Source organism: Nibrella viscosa, from assembly GCF_039541875.1.
Lineage (GTDB): Bacteria > Bacteroidota > Bacteroidia > Cytophagales > Spirosomataceae > Nibrella > Nibrella viscosa.
In genome coordinates this window covers 746,102-767,384 of record NZ_BAABHB010000001.1, presented here as the reverse complement: position 1 = coordinate 767,384, position 21,283 = coordinate 746,102, and the positions used below count along the sequence as shown (strand labels likewise).

18 protein-coding genes are annotated in these 21,283 nt (G+C 53.4%); 11 read left to right on the top strand and 7 right to left on the bottom strand.

All coding sequences use genetic code 11. From position 1 onward, the window contains the following. Window positions 1-23: 23 nt before the first annotated feature. Complete coding sequence (locus tag ABD931_RS03335) at window positions 24-2,417, bottom strand: M12 family metallo-peptidase (protein ID WP_345263925.1); 2,394 nt, start codon at window positions 2,415-2,417, stop codon at window positions 24-26. A gap of 387 nt (window positions 2,418-2,804) precedes the next feature. Between ABD931_RS03335 and ABD931_RS03330 the strand changes: the two genes are divergently transcribed. Beyond that, entirely contained in the window at window positions 2,805-3,755 is a 951-nt protein-coding gene (locus tag ABD931_RS03330) for a polysaccharide deacetylase family protein (RefSeq protein WP_345263923.1), read from the top strand. Window positions 3,756-3,811: 56 nt separating this feature from the next. On the opposite strand, the gene ABD931_RS03325 is transcribed toward ABD931_RS03330, so the two are convergent. From ABD931_RS03325 to ABD931_RS03310, 4 genes are all read right to left on the bottom strand, one after another. Continuing rightward, a complete protein-coding gene (locus ABD931_RS03325) occupies window positions 3,812-4,807 on the bottom strand; it encodes an aldo/keto reductase (RefSeq protein WP_345263921.1) in 996 nt (331 codons plus the stop codon). 11 nt (window positions 4,808-4,818) lie between these two features. After that, entirely contained in the window at window positions 4,819-5,304 is a 486-nt protein-coding gene (locus ABD931_RS03320) for a hypothetical protein (protein WP_345263919.1), read from the bottom strand. Window positions 5,305-5,308: 4 nt separating this feature from the next. Beyond that, on the bottom strand, window positions 5,309-6,589 hold the full coding sequence (locus ABD931_RS03315; protein ID WP_345263917.1) for a dicarboxylate/amino acid:cation symporter: 1,281 nt from the start codon (window positions 6,587-6,589) through the stop codon (window positions 5,309-5,311). 108 nt (window positions 6,590-6,697) lie between these two features. Continuing rightward, window positions 6,698-7,228 (bottom strand): acyl-CoA thioesterase, encoded by a 531-nt coding sequence (locus ABD931_RS03310; protein ID WP_345263915.1) that lies wholly within the window; start codon window positions 7,226-7,228, stop codon window positions 6,698-6,700. A gap of 186 nt (window positions 7,229-7,414) precedes the next feature. Here ABD931_RS03310 and ABD931_RS03305 point away from each other — a divergent pair, with 186 nt between their 5' ends. The 4 genes from ABD931_RS03305 (at window position 7,415) to ABD931_RS03290 (ending at window position 11,536) form a co-directional block, all read left to right on the top strand. Next, window positions 7,415-7,834 carry a DUF2147 domain-containing protein gene (locus tag ABD931_RS03305; protein ID WP_345263913.1) on the top strand — a complete coding sequence of 140 codons (420 nt, stop codon included), beginning with the start codon at window positions 7,415-7,417 and terminating at the stop codon, window positions 7,832-7,834. 192 nt (window positions 7,835-8,026) lie between these two features. Continuing rightward, window positions 8,027-9,160: a Gfo/Idh/MocA family protein gene (locus tag ABD931_RS03300; protein ID WP_345264466.1), complete on the top strand. Its 1,134-nt coding sequence runs from the start codon at window positions 8,027-8,029 to the stop codon at window positions 9,158-9,160. 37 nt (window positions 9,161-9,197) lie between these two features. Continuing rightward, a complete protein-coding gene (locus ABD931_RS03295) occupies window positions 9,198-10,343 on the top strand; it encodes a Gfo/Idh/MocA family protein (RefSeq protein WP_345263911.1) in 1,146 nt (381 codons plus the stop codon). 137 nt (window positions 10,344-10,480) lie between these two features. Continuing rightward, a complete protein-coding gene (locus tag ABD931_RS03290) occupies window positions 10,481-11,536 on the top strand; it encodes a sugar phosphate isomerase/epimerase family protein (RefSeq protein ID WP_345263909.1) in 1,056 nt (351 codons plus the stop codon). 73 nt (window positions 11,537-11,609) lie between these two features. Here ABD931_RS03290 and ABD931_RS03285 read toward each other — a convergent pair whose 3' ends face one another. Next, window positions 11,610-12,677: a glycoside hydrolase family 43 protein gene (locus ABD931_RS03285; RefSeq protein WP_345263907.1), complete on the bottom strand. Its 1,068-nt coding sequence runs from the start codon at window positions 12,675-12,677 to the stop codon at window positions 11,610-11,612. Window positions 12,678-12,906: 229 nt separating this feature from the next. Here ABD931_RS03285 and ABD931_RS03280 point away from each other — a divergent pair, with 229 nt between their 5' ends. From ABD931_RS03280 to ABD931_RS03265, 4 genes are all read left to right on the top strand, one after another. Then, a complete protein-coding gene (locus ABD931_RS03280) occupies window positions 12,907-13,500 on the top strand; it encodes an SGNH/GDSL hydrolase family protein (protein ID WP_345263905.1) in 594 nt (197 codons plus the stop codon). Window positions 13,501-13,620: 120 nt separating this feature from the next. After that, entirely contained in the window at window positions 13,621-14,301 is a 681-nt protein-coding gene (locus ABD931_RS03275; RefSeq protein WP_345263903.1) for an esterase family protein, read from the top strand. Window positions 14,302-14,355: 54 nt separating this feature from the next. After that, a complete protein-coding gene (locus ABD931_RS03270; protein ID WP_345263901.1) occupies window positions 14,356-15,615 on the top strand; it encodes a TCR/Tet family MFS transporter in 1,260 nt (419 codons plus the stop codon). 47 nt (window positions 15,616-15,662) lie between these two features. Continuing rightward, the gene (locus ABD931_RS03265) at window positions 15,663-16,616 is read left to right on the top strand and encodes a nitrilase family protein (protein ID WP_345263899.1); all 954 of its coding nucleotides are present in this window, start codon (window positions 15,663-15,665) and stop codon (window positions 16,614-16,616) included. An 8-nt stretch (window positions 16,617-16,624) separates the two neighbouring features. On the opposite strand, the gene ABD931_RS03260 is transcribed toward ABD931_RS03265, so the two are convergent. Next, complete coding sequence (locus tag ABD931_RS03260) at window positions 16,625-17,041, bottom strand: hypothetical protein (RefSeq protein WP_345263897.1); 417 nt, start codon at window positions 17,039-17,041, stop codon at window positions 16,625-16,627. 212 nt (window positions 17,042-17,253) lie between these two features. Between ABD931_RS03260 and ABD931_RS03255 the strand changes: the two genes are divergently transcribed. Together ABD931_RS03255 and ABD931_RS03250 are read left to right on the top strand one after the other, a co-directional pair. After that, complete coding sequence (locus ABD931_RS03255; RefSeq protein ID WP_345263895.1) at window positions 17,254-17,541, top strand: 2TM domain-containing protein; 288 nt, start codon at window positions 17,254-17,256, stop codon at window positions 17,539-17,541. A 245-nt stretch (window positions 17,542-17,786) separates the two neighbouring features. Next, window positions 17,787-21,197 (top strand): ThuA domain-containing protein, encoded by a 3,411-nt coding sequence (locus ABD931_RS03250; protein ID WP_345263893.1) that lies wholly within the window; start codon window positions 17,787-17,789, stop codon window positions 21,195-21,197. Window positions 21,198-21,283 lie beyond the last annotated feature (86 nt).

The following is a 21,283-nucleotide window of genomic DNA, read 5'->3' as shown; positions in this document are numbered from 1 at the left end:
TTTTTGGTTGTAATTGGGAGACCTTACTCTTTAACAAACGTCTGAGAGGTGATCCGCCCTGATTTCCCTACCATCTGAATAATGTAGACACCTGTCGGCAGCGCCGATACGTTCGCTTTCTCTTCGAAGTTAGCGATACTGAGCACCTGTTTAACATTCCCCATCAGGTCCAGAATCCGGTACACCGCATTTCCCCCGGCTTCTTCGGCGTTGGTGAGTCGAATCTGAACAACTCCCTGTGCCGGGTTTGGATACACCATAAAACCGTCGGAGCCCGAGAGCATCAGGCTGCCTGCCGGAACAGCCGAGGGCGTAAAGGTTGACGGCGACGAGTAGCCGGAACAATTGGCTTTTACTTGCCAGGTATATGTCTTTCTGGTAGACAATCCGCTCAATACCAAGGTATTCGTACTAACTGGGTTAGTCGTGGTCCAGTTTTTTTCGTTAGACATTTTATACTGTACCGTATAGTTCTGAGCCTCGGCAACGGCACTCCAGCTCAGATTCATTACGCCGGCCCCGGCCGGTGTCGCCACCAGTCCGGTAGGTGCCGCACAATTGGCCTGTGGGGGCGCTGTGGTGGTAAACGTGCTCTGAGCCGAATAGCCTGAGCAATTGGCTTTCACCTGCCAGGTATAGGTTGTAGAAGCCGACAAGCCGGACAGGGCCAGACTGGTATTAGTGACCGGCGGTAAAACCAACCAACTGCTGGCCGTGCTTACTTTATATTGCACGGTATAATCAGTTGCGCCCGACACAGCTCCCCACGATAATGTTGCCGAGCTGCTGGTCAGGTTATTGGTTGCCAGGCTGATGGGAGCCGCACAGGCTGCCGTACCCTCGGTAGTAAACGTGGCCGCCGTTGAGAAACCCGAGCAGTCTGATTTCACGCGCCAGTTATAGGTCAGGCCGGGAGAGAGTCCGTTCAGGGTAGTGCTGGTTGATGTGGTTGTTCCCGCGCTGGTCCAGGTGGAGGCCGAACTCAGCTTATATTCTACGGCATAATTGACTGCGCCCGGCACTGCATTCCAGGATACCCCAGCCGAGTTCTGCGTAATATTGGCCGTAGCAAGGCCCGTGGGAGCAGCCGTATTCCCGCCCGAGATAATGCAGGAAGCATTCTGAACCCGATCCCGGATTTTGGCACCTGGCACAGCCCCGAATCCGTTCAGGAAGTTGATACCGTAACTGGTCAGGTGGCAGTAACTCATAATGGTTCCCCCGTTGGTTGGAGCCGGCCCTGCCGCACAACCGCCCTCGGTGGTATAGCAGTTATCCAGCGCGCCCGTCGTACCATCAGGTTTTACCCAACCGCACCATTGGGTATGGTTGGAGCCAACGTTGTGGCCCAGTTCGTGCGTTACCACCTCAACCGTCCATGAATAGGTAGGGTATGCTGAGTAGCTGTTGTAAATCATGCTGACGCCGTGGGCATATGATTTATTACAAAGTACATCCAGGTAAGCAATACCCCCCCCCAGATTACGCGTAGTCAGCAGGTGTGCCAGATTACCATTGAAGTTACTGCCGATACGCCCGCGAAATGCATTCAGTGCGTCGCTGGTGGTAGTTGTTGTGGCATAGGGGTCGGTTGACGTCCAGATATAAAGTTGAGAGATCTGAATATCAATGTTCTCGTTCTGGTACAACGTGGCAACCTGGTTGAACAATCCGGTAACGTAGTCGGTTACGTTGGTAACATTGGACCCCTTGTCCTGATAAAGTTTAAAATCGGCTTCGAAATAAACGGTAACCGTTTTGCAGGCAATACCGCTGGTAGCCCCAACGCGTCCGCCCTTCTCACTTACGGGTGATTTGTCCTCGGCAAAACAGGTGAAGCTGTGGGGTACGATCAAGTCTTTCTCCTGGTAAAGAATGTGGTCTTCGCTGCCGTTGTCCATCCGGCCAATGACCCAGTTCCCGGATTCATCGGCAACAAAACCAGACACTTCGTTGCGGAAGACACTGATTGCGGCCAGTGAGTTCTGATTCCCTTTAATTATACCCCGATAATGCACGCCCGCGTCAACATTGACATTCTCCCGGGGCGTATTTCCCCGTGTACCAACGGCAAAATCGGAGGTTGCGATGTCCACCCTGGCCAGTTCCAGTTGCATGGGCGGCTGGCCGGCAACGGGAATCGTAAGCGTTAGGGCCGGATGCGGACTATTTAACAGGCGGTTTATGGCTCCCCGGTTGAGTTGAAGGGTGGTGCCATTTTTTAACACTTGCGGATTGCTCCGGTGCGGATTACTGCCCGTAAACAAATCTTCCTGAGGAAAAAAGCGGTTACTGCGTATGTCATTCAGCCACCGGGCTACGCCTTTTTGCGCAAAAGAAGGCAATGACGCTCCCATACCCAGCGCAAACACAAGCAGGTAAGCGCAGAGTGATTTTCGGTTGTAGAATTTTTTCATAAGAGCATGTATTTGTGGGTTTTACAAGGGCGAATCTAACAAAAATTTACTTACTACTAAATAAGGTAACATAAATTATTTTAAACAGTATATGTTTGCGGTCGAGGCAACAAGAGCAGGATTGACATCAGGCGAATAGACCTACGTTTTCAGCAGAAAATATTATCAGACTTAACCGTTCTACAATTAGGGGCAATTACTATTTTTGCTCTATGGAGATTTATGAATAAACATTCCGCCATCAGAACGGCTACGTTTGATAAGCGAAGAAAGCCTTTCCGTCGATTTTTCCAACTGAAGTTCGACTTCACCCGTTTCTGTAAAAAAGCCTGAGGGGTCTTTTGGTACCAATTGTGTTCAGAAAACAAAACTATTAATTCTATAAAAATGGCTCATGTTAACCGCCGGAATTTATTCCTGATTACCCTGCTTTCTATTTTTTCGGCAACAACCTTTTCGTGTTCAACGGGCAGTAAAGCAGTCAGTCAGGATGCCGGCCCAACCACTAGCGAGTCGGCCGACGTAAAAACAGTCAGCGCAACCGACAATGACACCAAACCGGCAACGGCCACAACCGCAGCGGTTGATCCAACAGCGATACCGCCCGGCAAAAAAGCTGATGCCGCTACGATTCTGGCCCGGCAGCAGGTACCCATTCTGTGCTACCACCAGGTTCGCGACTGGCGTGAAAAAGATTCTAAAACAGCCCGCGATTATATAGTACCGTTAGATTTGTTCCGGCAGCAGATGAAGATGCTGGCCGATAGCGGCTACCATACGATCTCCCCTGACCAACTATATGCGTACCTGACAACAGGCGCAGCCCTACCCTCCAAACCGGTGATGCTGACGTTTGACGATGGCGACCTCGATCAATATACGGATGCAGTTCCCATCATGAACAAACACGGCTTTAAGGGTACGTTCTTCATTATGACGGTGGCTATCGGTCGCCGGGGGAAACAACCGTATATGGACAAGTCGCAGATTAAAGCGTTATCGGATGCTGGTCATACGATTGGCTGCCATACCTGGGATCACCACAATGTAAAGAAATACGAAGGCAAAGACTGGGTGACACAAATTGAGGAGCCTACCAAAAAACTGGAAGAAATTACCGGCAAACCAGTTCGCTACTTTGCCTATCCCTTTGGCCTGTGGAACTACCCGGCTACGCAGGAGTTAAAGAAGCGTAACTACCTGGCTGCGTTCCAACTGGCCGAAAAGCGGGATCCGCAGGAGCCCCTGTACACTGTTCGCCGGATTATTGCCAGCGGTTACTGGAGCCCCAAAACGTTGCATAATGCAATGGTTGCCAGCTTTAAGGGAACGAAGTAGTTGATTAGTTAAGTGGTTCATTGGTTGACCGGTCAACCAATGAACCACTTAACTAATTAACCAACCAACACCAGTTCATCAAGTTGCGAGGTGATAAATTCCAGCTCGTCTGGCGAAAGGTGTACCCGAATGGCTTCGGCGTTCTGGATGGCCTGTTCGGCGTTGCGGGCTCCTACCAGCGCAATGGTGATGCCCGGCCGCTCTATAGTCCAGCGCAGTACCAACTGGCTTAAGGTTACCCCTTTATCGTCGGCCAGCGGTTTGATCTTGTCCAGGATGGCGTTGGTACGAACAATATTTTCTTCTTTAAAGTAGCGGTAAGCGGCCCGGTGGTCGCCTTCGGCAAAGATATGACCGGGCTTGATCTTGCCCGTCAGCAAACCACGCTCCAGAGGACTGTAGGCCAGAATAGCCTTGTTATGCTCCAGGCAATAGGGCACTACATCCTGCTCAATCTCCCGCCGGACCATACTGTACGGCACCTGGTTGGAAACCAGCGTCAGGGTCTGCTCCGCTTCACGCATCTGATCGGCATTGTAGTTACACACGCCGGCATAGCGTACCTTTCCCTGCTCAATCAGCCGCTGCACGGCTTCCATGCTCTCGCTGATGGGCGTGGTTTTATCGGGCCAGTGAATCTGGTACAGGTCTATATAATCGGTACCGAGCCGCTTCAGGCTCTGCTCACATTCGTAAATAATGCTCTCCTTTCCGGCATAGCGGTGAACATCAATGTCCTTTCCTGCGTTGTTTTTGCTTTTGAAGGCCAGTTCCCCTTTAGTCAAATCCCAGCGCATTCCGTATTTGGTCAGGATCTGCACCTTATCCCTCGGGAAATCTTTAATGGCTTCGCCGACGATTTCTTCACTGGTGCCCTGCCCATAAATGGGAGCCGTATCGATGGAGGTAACCCCTAAATCGTAAGAAGCCCTGATGGCGTCAACAGCTTCCTGCCGTTCGGTGCCCCCCCACATCCAGCCGCCGGCGGCCCAGGCACCAAACGTGATTACTGAAACAGTCAGGTCAGATTCTCCTAATTTTCTATAGTCCATTTTTCGCTTTTTTAAAGTAATAGGTTCGTCTGCCAAAGTGTTTGAAGTTCATCCGGAATTAGTTTGATTGGGGTTTCCGCCTGATCGGTCCTATCCACGGCAGGGCAACGAACTGTAAAAATAGACGATGCCTGCTGTGCATGCCAGCGGTGTCCTACACCAGGAGCCCAGATGGCATAATCGCCCTCATTTTGGAGCACCACATGCTGCCACTGTCCATCGGCACAGAAATAAATTGCAAACAGCCCTGAGCCAACCAGCATAGACATAGTGGTGGCCGTCTGATTATACGGAAAGGTTTTAGCCTCGCAATGCCCGGCAGGATGCGAGAAAAGCTTGAGTTCAAAATCACCCTGCCCCTGCTGAAAGATGTCTTGTCGACCCAAACGGCAGCGAAGGCCATGCTGCGGATCAATAAACCGGGCAACAAACCAGCCGCCATGCGGAGCGCCGTCGGCATAGGCATTTCCGGTAATGAGGAGGTCCTTCGATAGCATTGGCTCAATATTCATAATTTGCCAATTCGTCCTGCTCCAGTTTACCGATTGCCCGGTTGTAACGCCGGCGGTCAAACTCCCGTTCGTTGTTGGCAACAAAAAGCGTAGCCGCCGTATTGCCGATGAGGTTGGTAATAGAGCGGGCTTCTGACATAAAGCGATCGACACCCAGCAGCAATGCCAGCCCCTCAACCGGAATAACCCGAATGGCCGTAAGAGTTGAGGCCAGCACAATAAACCCGCTACCGGTTACGCCGGCAGCTCCTTTAGAGGTAACCATCAGAATGCCGATAATGGTCAGCTCCTGCCCCAGCGTCAGATCAACATGGAAGACCTGCGCCAGAAAGATGGTAGCCATGGAGAGATAAATAGTGGTTCCATCGAGGTTGAACGAATAGCCGGCCGGAACTACCAGCCCGACCACTGAGCGGGAACAGCCCAGCGACTCCAGTTTATCCATAATCAGCGGCAATACCGACTCCGATGATGAGGTACCCAGAACAATCAGGATTTCTTCTTTGATATACTTAAGCACAGCCCACAGACTGATTTTATAATAACGCAAAATGAGGTTTAATACCACAAAAATAAACAGGAACATAGTCAGGTAAACCGTACCCATGAGTTTAGCCAGCGGCACCAGCGTTGTCAGGCCATATTTACCGATGGTGAATGCCATACCCCCAAAAGCGCCCAACGGAGCCAGCACCATAACCACGCCCAGAATATTGAAGAATACTTTTGAGAGCCGTTCAAACGTTTGAATCAGCGGATATCCGCGCTCACCCATTCGGGTAAGGCCAACACCAAACAGCAGAGAAAACACCAGAACCTGGAGGATCTCGCCCTCGGCAAATGCCTTCACGGCGTTGCTCGGTACAATGTGCAGGAAAAACTCCAGCCAATCCATGCCTTTCCCCTGCTCGGCGTATTTTGACACCGTCTCAGCGGCCCCACCCGCTACGGCTGTGGTCTGCACCCCCTCACCCGGCCGCAGCCAATTGGCTACCACCAACCCAATAATCAGGGCAATGGTAGTAACCACTTCAAAATAAAGCAGAGCCTTCCCACCTACCCTACCCACCTTTTTCAGGTCACCCATGTTGCTGATACCCAATACAATAGTCAGGAAGATAATGGGGGCGATAACCATTTTTATCAGGTTGATAAAAAGGTCACCGAGCGGTTTAAGTTTCGCGGCTGTTTCGGGAAAGAAGTGGCCGATCAGGACACCCAGGGTAATGGCCACCAGCACGCGAAAGGTTAAGTTGTTCAGCAGTTTCAAAATAGTGGGCAGCTTTTTAATGGGCCGTTTGCAGCAGGCAATATAGCAATTGTTGCAGATGATTTGTCAATAAAACGCAATTTGAGTGAAGCCGTGGCATTTTTCTGCCTACTGCACACTGCCAACCGGCACCAACTGACTTTTGATCTCCCGGATACGCTCGTTAAAGTTCAGATTATGGAAATCCACATCCGGCATCCGAATGGTCTCCAGGTACTCTAGCACAATCGGGTCGTGTGGAATGCGCTTGCCGGTCAGCACGCTAACATATTTAGAGGTCATCCAGAGTACATTCTTTAACTGCGTTCGTTTATCATCGGTCATGTAAAACTCCGTAATGAGCGTATCCTCGTTGACATAGATGATCCGGGACATAATCCGAACCCACTCGCTGACCAGCGCCGGCCGGATGTACGCGATCTGGTGCTGGTACACTACCCAACTGGTCTTCAGTTCGCGGAACAACTGCCCCGGATCAAATCCGTAATGCTTGGCCACCTGATCCTCACGGGCGTTGAAGTAGTAATCCAGATACTTGGCATTATTCAGGTGCTGCAGCGGATCGCAGTCCTGGAAACGGACAATCACCCTGGATTCCGTTTCGGTTGGGTAAACTTTATTCGGGTCTCGTTTGAACATTTGAATGAATGGTTACGCTGACCGGGGCGACAATAGTACGTGGCTGTAAAGTTTCTAAAAAATACGGTGAATTCTTTTTTTGATTTATCTGTTTATATTGCATCAATTAATATTCATATTTTTATAAAGTCCTTTAATCAACATATGATGAGAATGACTCGTTTAATGGGGCCTTTGGCTGTACTAGTGGTAACACTTCTTTTTTTCTCGTTTGTTACCCCTAAAAACAATGCTGATTCTGTAGTGGGCATTTGGCTCAACGGCACTAAGAAAGGGCATGTGCAGATTTACAAGCAAGGTGACCGGTATTACGGTAAGCTAATCCATCTGACTGAACCCAACGATCCTGTTACCGGAAAACCCAAGACCGACAGCAAAAACACCAATGCCTCCTTGCGCGAACGGCCGATACTGGGCCTGAACATCATGCACGGCTTCAAGTACGATGCTGATAATAGTTGGATCGACGGGAAGATTTATAATCCGGAAGACGGAAAAGAATATAGCTGCAAAATGACACTGAAAGACCCGCACACCCTGGATGTACGCGGGTATGTCGGTATTTCCCTGATTGGAAAGACACAGACCTGGACGCGGCTCAAGTAAACCATCCGGTGCAGGTTTATCAACAAAAACGCTCTCCTCAGGGGAGCGTTTTTGTTTTTAAGACCGATACTGTTTGTGTCGCTTCGAACTTATCCTATTTTTGCCGCGCAACCGCTGTAGCGGTCTTTGTCTGTTTATAAGTACACGATCATTTACCTTTTCCCTTTTTATATGGCACATCGTAAAATGCGCATGGGTATGGTGGGCGGCAGCCTGGAGGCCTTTATCGGCGCCGTACACCGCCGGGCCGCTGTTTTCGACGGCGAAATTGAACTCGTTTGCGGGGTATTCAGTTCAAATCCGGAAAAATCAAAGCAAACCGGCCATGCCCTTTATCTGCCCGAAAATCGGGTGTATACCAGTTACGAGGAAATGATAATGCGGGAGAAAGAACTCCCTGAGGGCGAGCGTATGGATTTCATCTCTATCGTTACGCCCAACCACATGCACTTTCCCCCGGCCAAAATGGCGCTGGAAAACGGTTTTCACGTCATGTGTGATAAGCCCATGACCCTTAACCTGGAAGAAGCCAAAGAACTGGCGGCTATTGTCGAGCAAAGCGGCCTGATCTTCGGTCTGACCCACAACTACACCGGCTACCCGATGGTGAAGGAAGCCCGCGATATGGTGCGCAACGGCAAACTGGGCAAACTGCGCAAGATTGTGGTTGAATACCCGCAGGGCTGGCTCTCTAAACTGGAAGAAGCCACCGACTATAAACAGGCCATCTGGCGGACCGACCCGACCAAGTCCGGAGCTGCCGGCTGTATGGGCGACATCGGCACCCACGCCGAAAACCTGGCCGAATACATCACCGGCCTGAAAATCACCGAACTCTGCGCCGACCTGACCACCTTTGTTGAAGGCCGCAAACTGGACGACGATGGTAACGTGCTGCTGCACTTCGAAGACGGCGTGAAAGGCGTACTGCACGCCAGTCAGATTGCCAACGGCGAAGAAAACGCCCTGAACATCCGGGTCTACGGCGAACTGGGCGGCCTGGAGTGGCATCAGATGGAGCCGAACACGCTGATCTACAAAACCAACGAAGGCCAGCGGATCATCCGCCCGTCGGTAGGTGAGTTATCGGCAGCCGCCAAGGCGCATATCCGGATGCCGTCGGGCCACCCCGAAGGCTTTTTTGAAGCATTTGCCAACCTGTACCGCAATTTCGCCTTTGCCCTGCGTGCCTATATGACCGGACAGCCGTACGATTCGCTCTACGACTTCCCTACGGTTCAGGATGGTGTCCGCGGTCTCGCCTTTATCGACACGGTCATTAAATCCAACCAGTCTACCGAAAAGTGGACGAAGTTTGTCGAGTAGAAATTTTGAATGATTGAATGATAATTAAAAAACCCTCATGCCAAAAATTAAAGTTGGAGTTGTCGGGACGGGCTTTATCGGGCCGGCCCATATCGAAGCCCTGCGTCGGCTTCCAAACGTCGAAGTAGTTGCCCTGTGTGAAGTAAGCCAGGAACTGGCCGAATCGAAAGCCGCTCAGCTCGGTATCGAACGGGCTTATACCTTCGAAGAATTGCTGAAACAGGAGGATATTCAGGCGGTACACATCTGTACGCCAAACTTCCTGCACTACAGTCAGTCGAAGGCCGCCCTGGAGGCCGGTAAGCACGTCATCTGCGAAAAACCGCTGGCCAAAGACCTGGCCGAAGCCGAAGAACTGGTTGAACTGGCCGCTAAAACCGGCCTGGTCAACGCGGTTCACTTCAACCTGCGCTACTACCCACTCGCACGTCAGATGCGCGTTATGCGGGAGAAAGGCGACCTCGGAGAGGTGTACTCCATTATCGGCTCGTACCTGCAGGACTGGCTTTTCTACAACACGGATTACAACTGGCGTCTGGAACCCGATAAATCGGGCGACTCGCGGGCCATTGCCGATATTGGCTCGCACCTGATGGACATCATCGAGTACATCACCGGCCTGAAGACCGTTGCCGTGATGGCCGACTTCAACACCATCCACAAAACCCGCAAGAAGCCGCTGAAGCCGGTAGAAACCTACTCCGGCAAGATGCTGCAGCCGGAAGACTACGCCGATGTGCCCATTAATACCGAAGACCATGCCAATGTGCTGCTGCGGTTCGACAACGGCAACCGGGGGGTTATTACCGTATCGCAGGTATCGGCGGGCCGCAAGAACCAGATGAAACTGGAAATTGCCGGTTCGAAGAAGACATTTGCCTGGAATTCGGAAGCGCCGAACGAAATGTGGGTCGGTAACCGCGACGGCTACAACCAGACGCTGACGGACGATCCGTCGCTGGTATACGCCGAAGCCCGGTCGGTGATCAGTTTCCCCGGCGGCCATAATGAAGGCTTTCCGGATACGTCAAAGCAAATGTTTAAGGAAGTGTACGAGGCCATTGCCGCCGGCAGGCAGCCCGAGAATCCGACCTACCCGACCTTCGCCGATGGCTACCGCGAACTGCTGATCTGCGAGAAGATTCTGGAAAGCAACCGGAAGCAGGCGTGGGTGGAGGTATAAAGAGTGAATGAGCGACTTAATAGACGAAGGCTACCAGTTACTGAAAATTTTAGCAAAATCCCGTAAAACCTCCAGCGGAGAGTGAAAGCGCAGCCAATCCGCTCTTTCACTCTTTCGCTCTTTCACCTTTAACTATTATGAAAACAATCAAAGGTCCAGGTGTATTCTTAGCGCAATTTATGGGCGATGAAGCGCCGTTTAATTCACTGGAATCCATTGCCAGATACATGGCCGACCTCGGCTATAAGGGTATTCAGTTACCCACCTGGGACCCCCGCGTAATCGACCTGAAGCAAGCGGCCGAGAGTCAAACCTACTGCGATGACCTGAAAGGCAGAGTGGCGGAGGCAGGCCTGGAAATTACCGAACTGGCCTCCCACCTGCAGGGGCAGCTGGTGGCCGTTCATCCGGCCTACGCGTCCATGTTTGCCGGCTTTGGTCCGGCCGAAGTGGCGAATGACCCGAAAGCGCAGCAAGAATGGGCCACGCAACAGCTCATGTGGTGCGCCAAAGCCAGCCAGAACCTGGGCCTGAAGTCGCACCCGACCTTTTCGGGGGCTCTGCTGTGGCCGTTTATGTACCCGTGGCCGCAACGACCGAACGGGCTGGTCACCACGGGCTTCCAGGAACTGGCCAACCGCTGGAAACCGATTCTCGACGCGTTCGACGAAGCGGACGTAAACGTAGCTTACGAGCTGCACCCCGGCGAAGATTTGCACGACGGCGTTACCTTCGAAATGTTCGTGAATTACCTGAATGGTCACCCCCGCGCCGGTATCAACTACGATCCCAGCCACTTTGTGCTGCAGCAGTTGGATTACCTGCAATTTATCGACTTCTACCACGACCGGATCTTTGCCTTCCACGTCAAAGACGCCGAGTTCAACCCAACCGGCAAGCAGGGCGTGTATGGCGGCTACCAGGGCTGGGTTGAGCGGGCCGGCCGGTTCCGTTCATTAGGCGATGGTCAGGTTGACTTCAGCAGCATCTTCAGTAAACTGTCGCAGTATGACTACGACGGCTGGGCCGTGCTGGAGTGGGAATGTGCCATTAAGCATCCCGAGCAGGGTGCGGCCGAAGGGGCACCGTTCATCGAGAGCCACCTCATCCGCGTGACCGAGCGGGCCTTCGACGACTTCGCCGGTACGGGTGCCGATGAGGACTTCAACAAGCGCGTGCTGGGCTTGTCGTAGTTTGAGGATGTATCAAAAAAAAGGTGTCGGACTATCAAGTCTGACACCTTTTTTAATTTTATCCAATACAGAGCTACTTCTGATACGCCGTTATCGTCTCAATGGAGCCGTCCGGGCGGTACTTCAGCTCGGTTACTTTGACGCTGCGCAGGTGCGTTTTACCGCCGGACTGGGTGCTGTCGTGGTAGAACAGATACCATTTGCCGTTTACCTCCACAATGGAATGGTGGTTGGTCCAGCCGACAACCGGGTTCAGTATAACGCCCTGATAGGTAAAAGGGCCGTACGGTGAGTTGCCCGTAGCATAGGCGATGAAATGGGTATCGCCGGTCGAGTACGAGAAGTAGTACTTGCCGTTGTACTTGTGCAGCCAGGCGGCTTCAAAGAAACGCCGTTTGTTATCACCCGCCAGCAGGGGCTTCCCGTCTTTATCCAGGATCTTCACATCCCGGACCGGCTCGGCAAAGCTCAGCATGTCTTTGCTCAGGCGCACCACCTTCGGGCTGATGGCGGGCTGCTCGTTCTTCGGGTATTCGTCTTTCGGGTTGTATTTGCCCGTTTGCCAGCGCTGAAGCTGACCGCCCCAGATACCACCGAAATACATGTACGAATTGCCGTCGGTATCGGTAAACACAGCCGGATCGATGCTGTAGCTGCCTTCAATGGGCTTTGGTTCAGCTTTGAACGGACCGGTGGGTGATGAACTAGTGGCTACGCCGATCCGGAACACATCGTTTTTATCTTTGGCCGGGAAATACAGGTAGTATTTACCGTTTTTGTAGGCCGCATCGGGCGCCCACATCTGCCGGCCTACCCAGGGCACATCCTTTTTGTCGAGGGCCACGCCATGATCGGTCACTTTGCCGCCGATCCGGTCCATAGACAGCACGTGGTAATCGCGCATGTCGAAATGGTCGCCGTTATCGTTCTGGGGGATGCCCGCTTCGATGTCGTGCGAGGGGTAGATGTAAATCCGGCCGTTGAACACGTGCGCCGAGGGGTCAGCCGTATAGATATTGGTGACCAGCGGCTGCGAAATGGGTTTACCGGGGCCGCCGGCATTGTTCTGGCAAACGCCCGGGGAGAAGGCCCCGGTAACCAGCACGGCCGATGAAAGGCAGAAAAAAAGTTTATTGTTCATTTGACGGTTTGTATTTACCCAAAAATAAGCAGAACAGATGATCTTTCTACCGTATGTTTGGGTTATACGGCATACCGGTTGTTATTCTTGTTTAACCAAGACGGTTCATTTTACGTTAAGCTTAGGCTTTTCCGCCGGAACCTTAACCAACGGCCCCTGTTCAACGTCGCAACGCAGGTTATCATCGACGGCAGGCGGTTATTTTTGTGCAACGCTATTATCCTGAAACATGATTTGGTACGAAGACGAAATACGCCTACTCGAAAAGAAGACTCAACTCCAACCCCCCCCCGCCCGACAGGTCGTTTTTTACGGCAGCTCAACCATTCGGCTCTGGACTACGCTCGCCGACGATTTTCCGCCCTACAAACCGCTCAACCTGGGTTTTGGTGGCTCAACGCTGGCCGCCTGTGCCTGGTTTTTCGAACGGGTAGTGGTGCCGGCAAACCCCTCCTCCCTAATCCTGTACGCGGGTGACAACGATCTGGGCGACGGCCGCCATCCCGAAGAAGTCTTTTTGTTCTTCTGTGCCTTCTCCGACAAGGTACAACAGTACTTCCCGACTATTCCGTTTACCTACATTGCCGTAAAAGCCAGCCCGGCCCGGTGGAACATTGCCAATAACATTCGGCGCACCAACGACCTCATTCGGGAAAAGACAGCAGCGTTTTCCAATTACCGTTACGTGGATATGTTTACGCCTATGCTGAACGATGCCGGCCTGCCCCGCCGGGAGCTATTCGAAGCAGACGGCCTGCACCTCAACCCGAAGGGTTATCAGCTCTGGCGTGACGTACTGACCCAACACCCCCAGATTTTTTAACGATTTCTTTACAGACCGGTAACGCGATGCCGATAAAAATTGAGAACTTTTGTCTGCTTTATCCAACGTCAGATGCATCGCGAATACCACAGATGGTTCAGCCCGAACCTGCACCGGCCTATGGAGCTGCTTGTCTTTGGTCATGCCGGTGCCCGCGTGCTGGTATTTCCTACCCGCTACGGCCGCTTTCACGAATACGAGGACTTTGGTCTGGTAAACGCCCTGGCGGAGCCGCTGGAGAAGGGTCTGCTGCAACTCTTCTGCGTGGATAGTATTGACGGTGAAAGCTTATATAACCGCTACAGCCATCCCCACGACCGGATTCGGCGGCACAACCAGTACGAGCAGTACATCATTCACGAAGTGCTGCCGTTTTCGCGGTTGCAGAATCCGCAGCCGTTCATGATCGCGCACGGATGCAGCCTGGGGGCTTTTCACGCCATGAACATTGCCATGCGGCATCCGCAGTGGTTCGGTAAGGTGGTGGCGCTGAGTGGCCGGTACGATCTGTCGGTGCCCGTGGCGGAGTTCCGGAGTTTGTTCGACGATTATTACAACGAAGACATCTACTTCCACACGCCCAATCACTTCCTGCCTAACCTGGATAATGAAGGCCTGCTCAACCTGCTTCGCCGGATGGAAATCACGATCGCCATCGGGGCCGAAGACCCTTTTCTGAACAACAACCGGGCTTTGTGCAACGTGTTGAGCAGCAAAGGTATTCAGCACAACTTTTATATCTGGGATGGCCGGGCGCACCATCCGGCCCAATGGCAAAAAATGGTACCTTTCTACGTGTAATCTTTGGTTTACAGGCGGCAGCGCCCGACCTTTGCCGGCAAATCAACAGGCTTCATGACCGTAAAACGCAACGCTGCGCTTGGCTTTATCTTTGTCACCATCCTGGTCGACGTCATTGGGTTTGGCATTGTCATCCCCGTTTTTCCAAAACTTATCGAAAACCTAATCCACGGTGGCCTTAGTGAGGCTTCGCGGTACGGTGGCTGGCTCACCTTTGCCTATGCCAGTATGCAATTCGTATTTTCGCCGGTGCTGGGCGGCCTGAGCGACAAATACGGCCGGCGGTCGGTGCTGCTGTTTTCCCTGTTCGGCTTTGGCATCGACTACATTTTTCAGGCTTTTGCGCCCACCATCGCCTGGCTGTTTGTCGGGCGGGTGCTGGCAGGAATCACCGGAGCCAGTTTCACCACGGCAACGGCCTACATTGCCGATGTAAGTACCCCCGAAAAACGGGCGCAGAACTTCGGCCTGGTAGGAGCAGCCTTTGGCATGGGCTTCATCATCGGCCCCGTTATCGGCGGAGTATTGGGGCAGTTTGGGCCACGGGTGCCGTTTCTGGCGGCCGCCGGGCTAACGCTGCTGAATTTCCTGTACGGCTATTTCATTCTCCCGGAATCGCTGCTGCCCGAGAACCGTCGGCCATTTAACTGGAAACGGGCCAATCCGGTCGGTTCGCTGATTCAACTGCGCAAGTATCCGGTCATCTCCGGCCTGATTGTGTCGCTGGTGCTGGTGTATATTGCTGCGCATTCGGTGCAGTCGACCTGGACGTTCTACACCATGCTTAAGTTTAACTGGAACGAAGCCTGGGTGGGGTACTCGCTGGGTTTTATCGGACTGATGTCGGCGCTGGTGCAGGGGGGACTGATCCGGGTGGCCATTCCGAAGCTGGGGCAGAAAAATGCCGTGTACGTGGGCCTGTCGCTGTACACCCTCGGCATGATCCTGTTCGGGTTTGCTACGGCCGGCTGGATGATGTTTGCCATTCTGGTGCCGTATTGCCTCGGCGGCATTTCTGGACCGGCTCTTCAGGGCATTATCTCGACACAAGTGCCGCCCAACGAGCAGGGGGAATTACAAGGTGCGTTGACCAGCCTCATGAGTGCCACCTCCATTATGGGGCCGCTGCTGATGACCAACCTGTTTGCGTACTTCACCAGCCCCAAAGCACCGGCCTACTTTCCGGGAGCCCCGTACATCATGAGTGCGGTGCTGATCCTGACCAGCGTCTTGCTGGCCGCCCGCTCGCTGGCCAATTACCACCAGCCGGCGGCCTCTCCCCCGGTACCCGTCAGTACCCTGGAAAGCCACTAGAAAAGGCTACGCACCCCACTCTTTCGTTCTTTTACTCTTTCACCCTTATGGAAACCCTAAAAATCGCCACCGCCCAGTTTGAAAACCGGAGTGGCGATAAAGCGTATAATCTTAGCGTTATCGACAACCTGGCCGGTCAGGCAGCCGCGCAGGGTGCCCGGGTTGTTACCTTTCACGAATGCTCCATTACCGGCTACACCTTTGCCCGGCATCTCTCCCGCGACCAAATGCTGGACCTCGCGGAATACATTCCGGAGGGTGACAGCGTACAGCAACTCACCAAGATTGCCCGGAAACACAATATTGCCGTGCTGGCCGGTTTGTTCGAGAAAGATAAAGACGACAAGCTGTACAAAGGCTATGTCTGTGTAGATAAGAACGGGCTGGTCGCCAAATACCGCAAGCTGCACCCGTTTATTAACCCCCACCTGACACCCGGCAACGAATACGTCATTTTCGACCTCTACGGCTGGACCTGCAGCATCCTGATCTGCTACGACAACAACATCATCGAGAACGTCCGGGCGGTGACGCTGCTGGGAGCCGACATCATATTTATGCCGCACGTCACGATGTGTACGCCTTCTACCCGCCCCGGTGCCGGTTTTGTGGACCCGACGCTCTGGGAAAACCGCGAAAGCGACCCAACCTCGCTGCGGCTGGAGTTCGACGGCATGAAAGGCCGGGCGTGGCTGATGAAGTGGATCCCCGCCCGCGCCTACGACAATGCCGTGTACGTGGTCTTCTCCAACCCCATCGGCATGGACGATGACCAGCTAAAGAACGGTTGTTCCATGATTCTGGACCCCTTCGGCGACATCCTGGCCGAATGCCGTACCCTGGGCGACGATGTGGTGACCGCACTCTGCACCCCCGAAAAGCTACAGCAGGCCGGCGGCTACCGCTACCGGCAAGCCCGCCGGCCTGAGCTGTACGGCGCTATTATCAGCCAGCCGCACCATTCGGAGCAGAAAGTAGTCTGGCTGGCAACAGACGAGTAGCCTTAGCCTTATTTAGGCTGCCGCGTCATGGTCCAGGTGCCGGTTGCATTACCACCGTCGGCCTCGTAAGTGCCCTTGACGGTGGTGTCTGTCAGCGTTCCTTCCAGCGAGATAGGTGTGCCTTCGCCCGGCTCATTGTATGTTGCTTTGAGCTTGTTGCCTTCCAGCGTCAGCGTTTTGAATTTGATGTTGTAGCGGCTTTCATCAACCGGAATAACCGTTATGGTGCCATCATATTTACCGTCGGCGTTGCGGGTGATTTCCATTTCGCATTTACCGGTCGATGCCCCGGTATACGTACCGGCCCATTTTCCGACAAAAGCGGCCGGGTTATCACCTGTTGTAGACAGACTTGTCTGAGCTGCTGCGGAGAGCACGACAGCAAAGCTCAGCAAAAACAAGAGTAAGCAGTGTTTTGCGAACATAGCAGGAGATGGTTAGGTAGCAAAGACTCAAAGCAAATAGGCAACATTCCGGCATAAATCAAAACCGATAGCCGGCTCCTGCTTTTACTCCGCAATAACCCTGATCTGTCAGCGGGATTTCGTGGTTTGTCGGTTCCGACTTGAGATCAGCTTGCTGAAGAGCCATCTTTGACCTATTCAACCAACAAAAACCTGTAAACTTCCCGTTAACAATGGAAAACCGTGATGAATTTCTCTGGAGACAAGCCAAAGCCCGCGTCGGGTTCAAATTCCACCTGCGCAACTACCTGATCGTAAACGCCTTTCTGTGGCTGATCTGGCTGGTAAGCACGTTTGTCTATAGCGACAATACCTGGTCCGGCTATCGGTTTCCGTGGCCGATCTGGGCTACACTCGGCTGGGGCATCGGCCTGGCCATGCACTACTTCCGCGTTTACCACGGCGATAGCGAGCGGTCGATGGTGGAGAAGGAATACGACAAGCTGAGTCGCAAGGACTGACTTTTCCTTATTAACCGGATGCCCTGTTACGTGACACCCGGTCATTCATTGCCTGAGCGCAGTGACTGGCCGGGTGTCACGTAACAGGGCATCTGATTCTGGTCGGTATTATCAGGAATCGTCAACCTTTTTTACTATCGCCAACCGGTAGAAAACCCGTTCTTTGTACTTTTGTAAGTTGTAACAGGTCAATTTTCGGTCTGTTACAGCTATCTCCCTAACTTAGATTTTTTCAACTTTAACCCATGATGAGAAAACCATCAGTTGTTTTTTCGGAACGCATCCGCTGGGCGGCCCTGGTACTGGCCGGCTGCGTACTGCTTTCGTCCTATTCCTGGGCGCAGACTGCGGCCAAACGGGTTTTGGTGTTCTCCAAAACCAAAGGCTTCCGGCATGCGTCGATTCCAACCGGTAAGCTGGCCATCATGAAGATGGGCCAGGAAAATGGCTTCGCGGTAGATACTACCGAAGACGCCGGCAAGTTTACTGAAGCCAACCTGAAACGCTACAACGCCGTGATTTTCCTGAGCACTACCGGCGACGTGCTGAACCAGGAGCAGCAGGTAGCGTTTGAGCGCTACATTCAGGCGGGCGGTGGCTATGTAGGTATCCACGCGGCCACCGATACCGAATACGACTGGCCGTGGTACAACAAACTGGCCGGCGCTTATTTTGCCAGTCACCCCGGTAACCCCAACGTGCAGAATGGTGAGGTATTTCCGGTCGACAAAAATCACCCGTCCATGTTCGGTTTCCCCGACCGCTGGAAGATCAAGGATGAGTTTTACGACTTCAAGAAGATCAACCCCGCCATTAAGGTACTGGCCAAGATCGACGAGAAGACCTATAAGGATGGCAAGATGGGTGACGATCACCCGATGGCGTGGTACCACAACTTCGACGGCGGCAAGGCGTTCTACACCAACTTTGGCCATGAAAATGCCACGTTCAGCGAGCCGGTGTTTGTGAAGCACCTGCTGGGGGGTATCCAGTCGGTAATGGCCGAGAAACTGGATTTCGGCAAAGCCCATTCGATCATGCCGCCGGAAGAAAACCGGTTTACCAAGATCGTGCTGATGGAGAAACTGGATGAGCCGACCGAACTGGTGGTACTGGATAACGGCAAGATCCTGTTCACCGAACGGAAAGGTGCCGTTAAGCTGTACGATACGAAGAAGAAAACCAGTAAGCTGGTGACCAACCTGCCCGTTCACTTCGACCGCGAATACGGGCTGATGGGCCTGAACATCGACCCGAAGTTTAACGAGAACAAGTGGGTGTACCTGTACTACTCGGCCGTGAAACCGGATTCCAACAACCGGCTGGTGCGCATGAAGTGGGACGATGCCAAAGATGAACTGCTGCTGAACACCGAGCAAATTCTGCTGACCGTTACCGAGCACCGGACGTACGACAGAGACGACTGCTGCCATACCGGTGGCTCCATTGCCTGGGATCGTCAGGGCAACCTGTACCTGTCGACGGGTGACAATACCAACCCGTTCTTCTCGAATGGTTTCTCACCCAGCGACGACCGTCCGGGCCGCAAGAAGTACAACGCCCTGGTGTCGTCGAGCAACACCAACGACCTGCGGGGTAAGATCCTGCGCATTAAGCCGCGGCCGGAAGGCGGTTACGACATTCCGGAAGGCAACCTGTTCCCGAAAGGCACACCCGGTGCCCGCCCGGAGATTTACGTCATGGGTAACCGCAACCCCTACCGGATTTCGGTGGACCAGCGGACGGGTTTCCTCTACTGGGGTGAAGTAGGCCCGGATGCGGGTGAAAACAACGACAAGCGCGGTCCGCGGGGTCACGACGAGATCAACCAGGCCCGCAAAGCCGGTTACTTTGGCTGGCCGCTGTTTGTGGCCGACAACCGGCCGTACCGGCAGTTTAATTTCGCCGACAGCACCTCCGGCCCGTATAATGACCCGCTGAAGCCGATCAACTACTCGGTACATAATACCGGTCTGAAGCAGTTGCCGCCGGCGCAGAAAGCGTTTATCTACTACCCCTATGTCGAGTCGCCGGAGTTTGGCGAGATCGTGGGCAAAGGGGGCCGTAACGCTATGGCCGGTCAGGTGTATTACTACGACGATTATGCCGACAGCCCGGTGAAGTTCCCCCGTTACTACGACGGTAAGCTGTTTGCCTACGAGTGGATGCGCGGCTGGATCAACCCGGTGACGATGACCCCGGAAGGTGATTTTGTGAGCATGGAGCGATTTATGCCGAACACCACATTTAGCCACCCGATGGACATGCAGTTTGCCAAAGACGGTTCGCTGTACATGCTCGAATACGGCAGCAACTGGTTTGCGCAGAACGACGACGCCCGACTGGTACATATTATTTACAATGCCGGCAACCGCCCGCCGGTAGCGTTCATCAACGCCAGCAAGGCCGTCGGCGCGGCTCCGCTGACGGTAGCTTTCGACAGCAAAGGCACGGTTGATTATGACAATGACGCCTTGAAATACGAGTGGACCTTCGGCAAGGGCTTACCAAAGAGCACCCAGGCCAATCCGTCATTCACCTACACCAAGCCCGGCGTGTACGAGGCAGTACTGAAGGTGACGGATGCCAAAGGCAGCGTAGCTACCCGGACAATGGAGATTAAAGTCGGTAACGAAGTGCCGAAAGTAGAGGTGGCCGTGAAAGGCAACCGCACCTTCTACTTCAACGACAAGCCGGTTGATTACGAAGTGAAAGTAGCCGATAAGGAAGACGGCAGCCTGACCAACGGCAAAATCAAGCCGGAAGACGTAATGGTGACAATCAACTACATGGAAGGCTTCGACAAGGCCGTGCTGGCGCAGGGTCACCAGGCAAACACCGGCAACGCAACCGGCCGTCGCCTGATCGAACTCTCCGACTGCAAAGCCTGCCACAGCATCGACCAGAAGTCGATCGGACCGGCATATGTGGCCGTAGCCGAGCGTTATTCAAAAGAGCGCCGGGCGGCTGCGGTGAACCAGTTGGCCAAGAAAGTAATCGCCGGCGGTTCGGGTGTATGGGGTGAGCAGGCCATGAGCGCCCACCCGCAACTGAAGGAAGACGAAGCCAAGGAAATGGTGAGCTATATTCTGTCGCTGGCCGATAAGAAGAAAGTAGAGAAGCAGCCACTGAAAGGCCCATACGTGACCAAGTCACAGGCCAAAGATGGCTCCTACATCATCATGGCCAGCTACACCGACCAGGGTAGCAACGGCATCGGGCCGCAAACGGGTACATCGACGGTTGTGCTGCGCAATCCCAAACTGAAAGCCAGTACTTTCGATGAAAAGAAAGATGCAGCCACGTTTAAGTCGCCGAACACCGGCAGTGATGTGGTAATCGCCAGTCAGAACAACAGCTATATCGCCTTCAACGACATCGACCTGACTAACATTCGGGGTATAACGGCGGGCGTATTCTCGTCTGACAGGTTCACGATGGGTGGCAAGCTGCAGGTTCGGCTGGATTCACCGACCGGTACGCTGGTAGGCGAAGCCGACGTTCCGCAGAACACCACCAATCCGGTTGAGATTCCGCTGCAGAATTCAGGCTCCAACGGCCCGCGTAAGCTCTACTTCGTATTTGTCAATCCGAACAACAACAATAAACCGCTCTTCTCCGTCGACTGGATTCAGTTCCAGCCACAGGCGATGTAATACGATTTGGGATTGCGGAACGGTCCGCCGTCGCAGTTCGGATTAATCCAGCCCCATACAAAAAAAGCCCTTCCAACCTGGAAGGG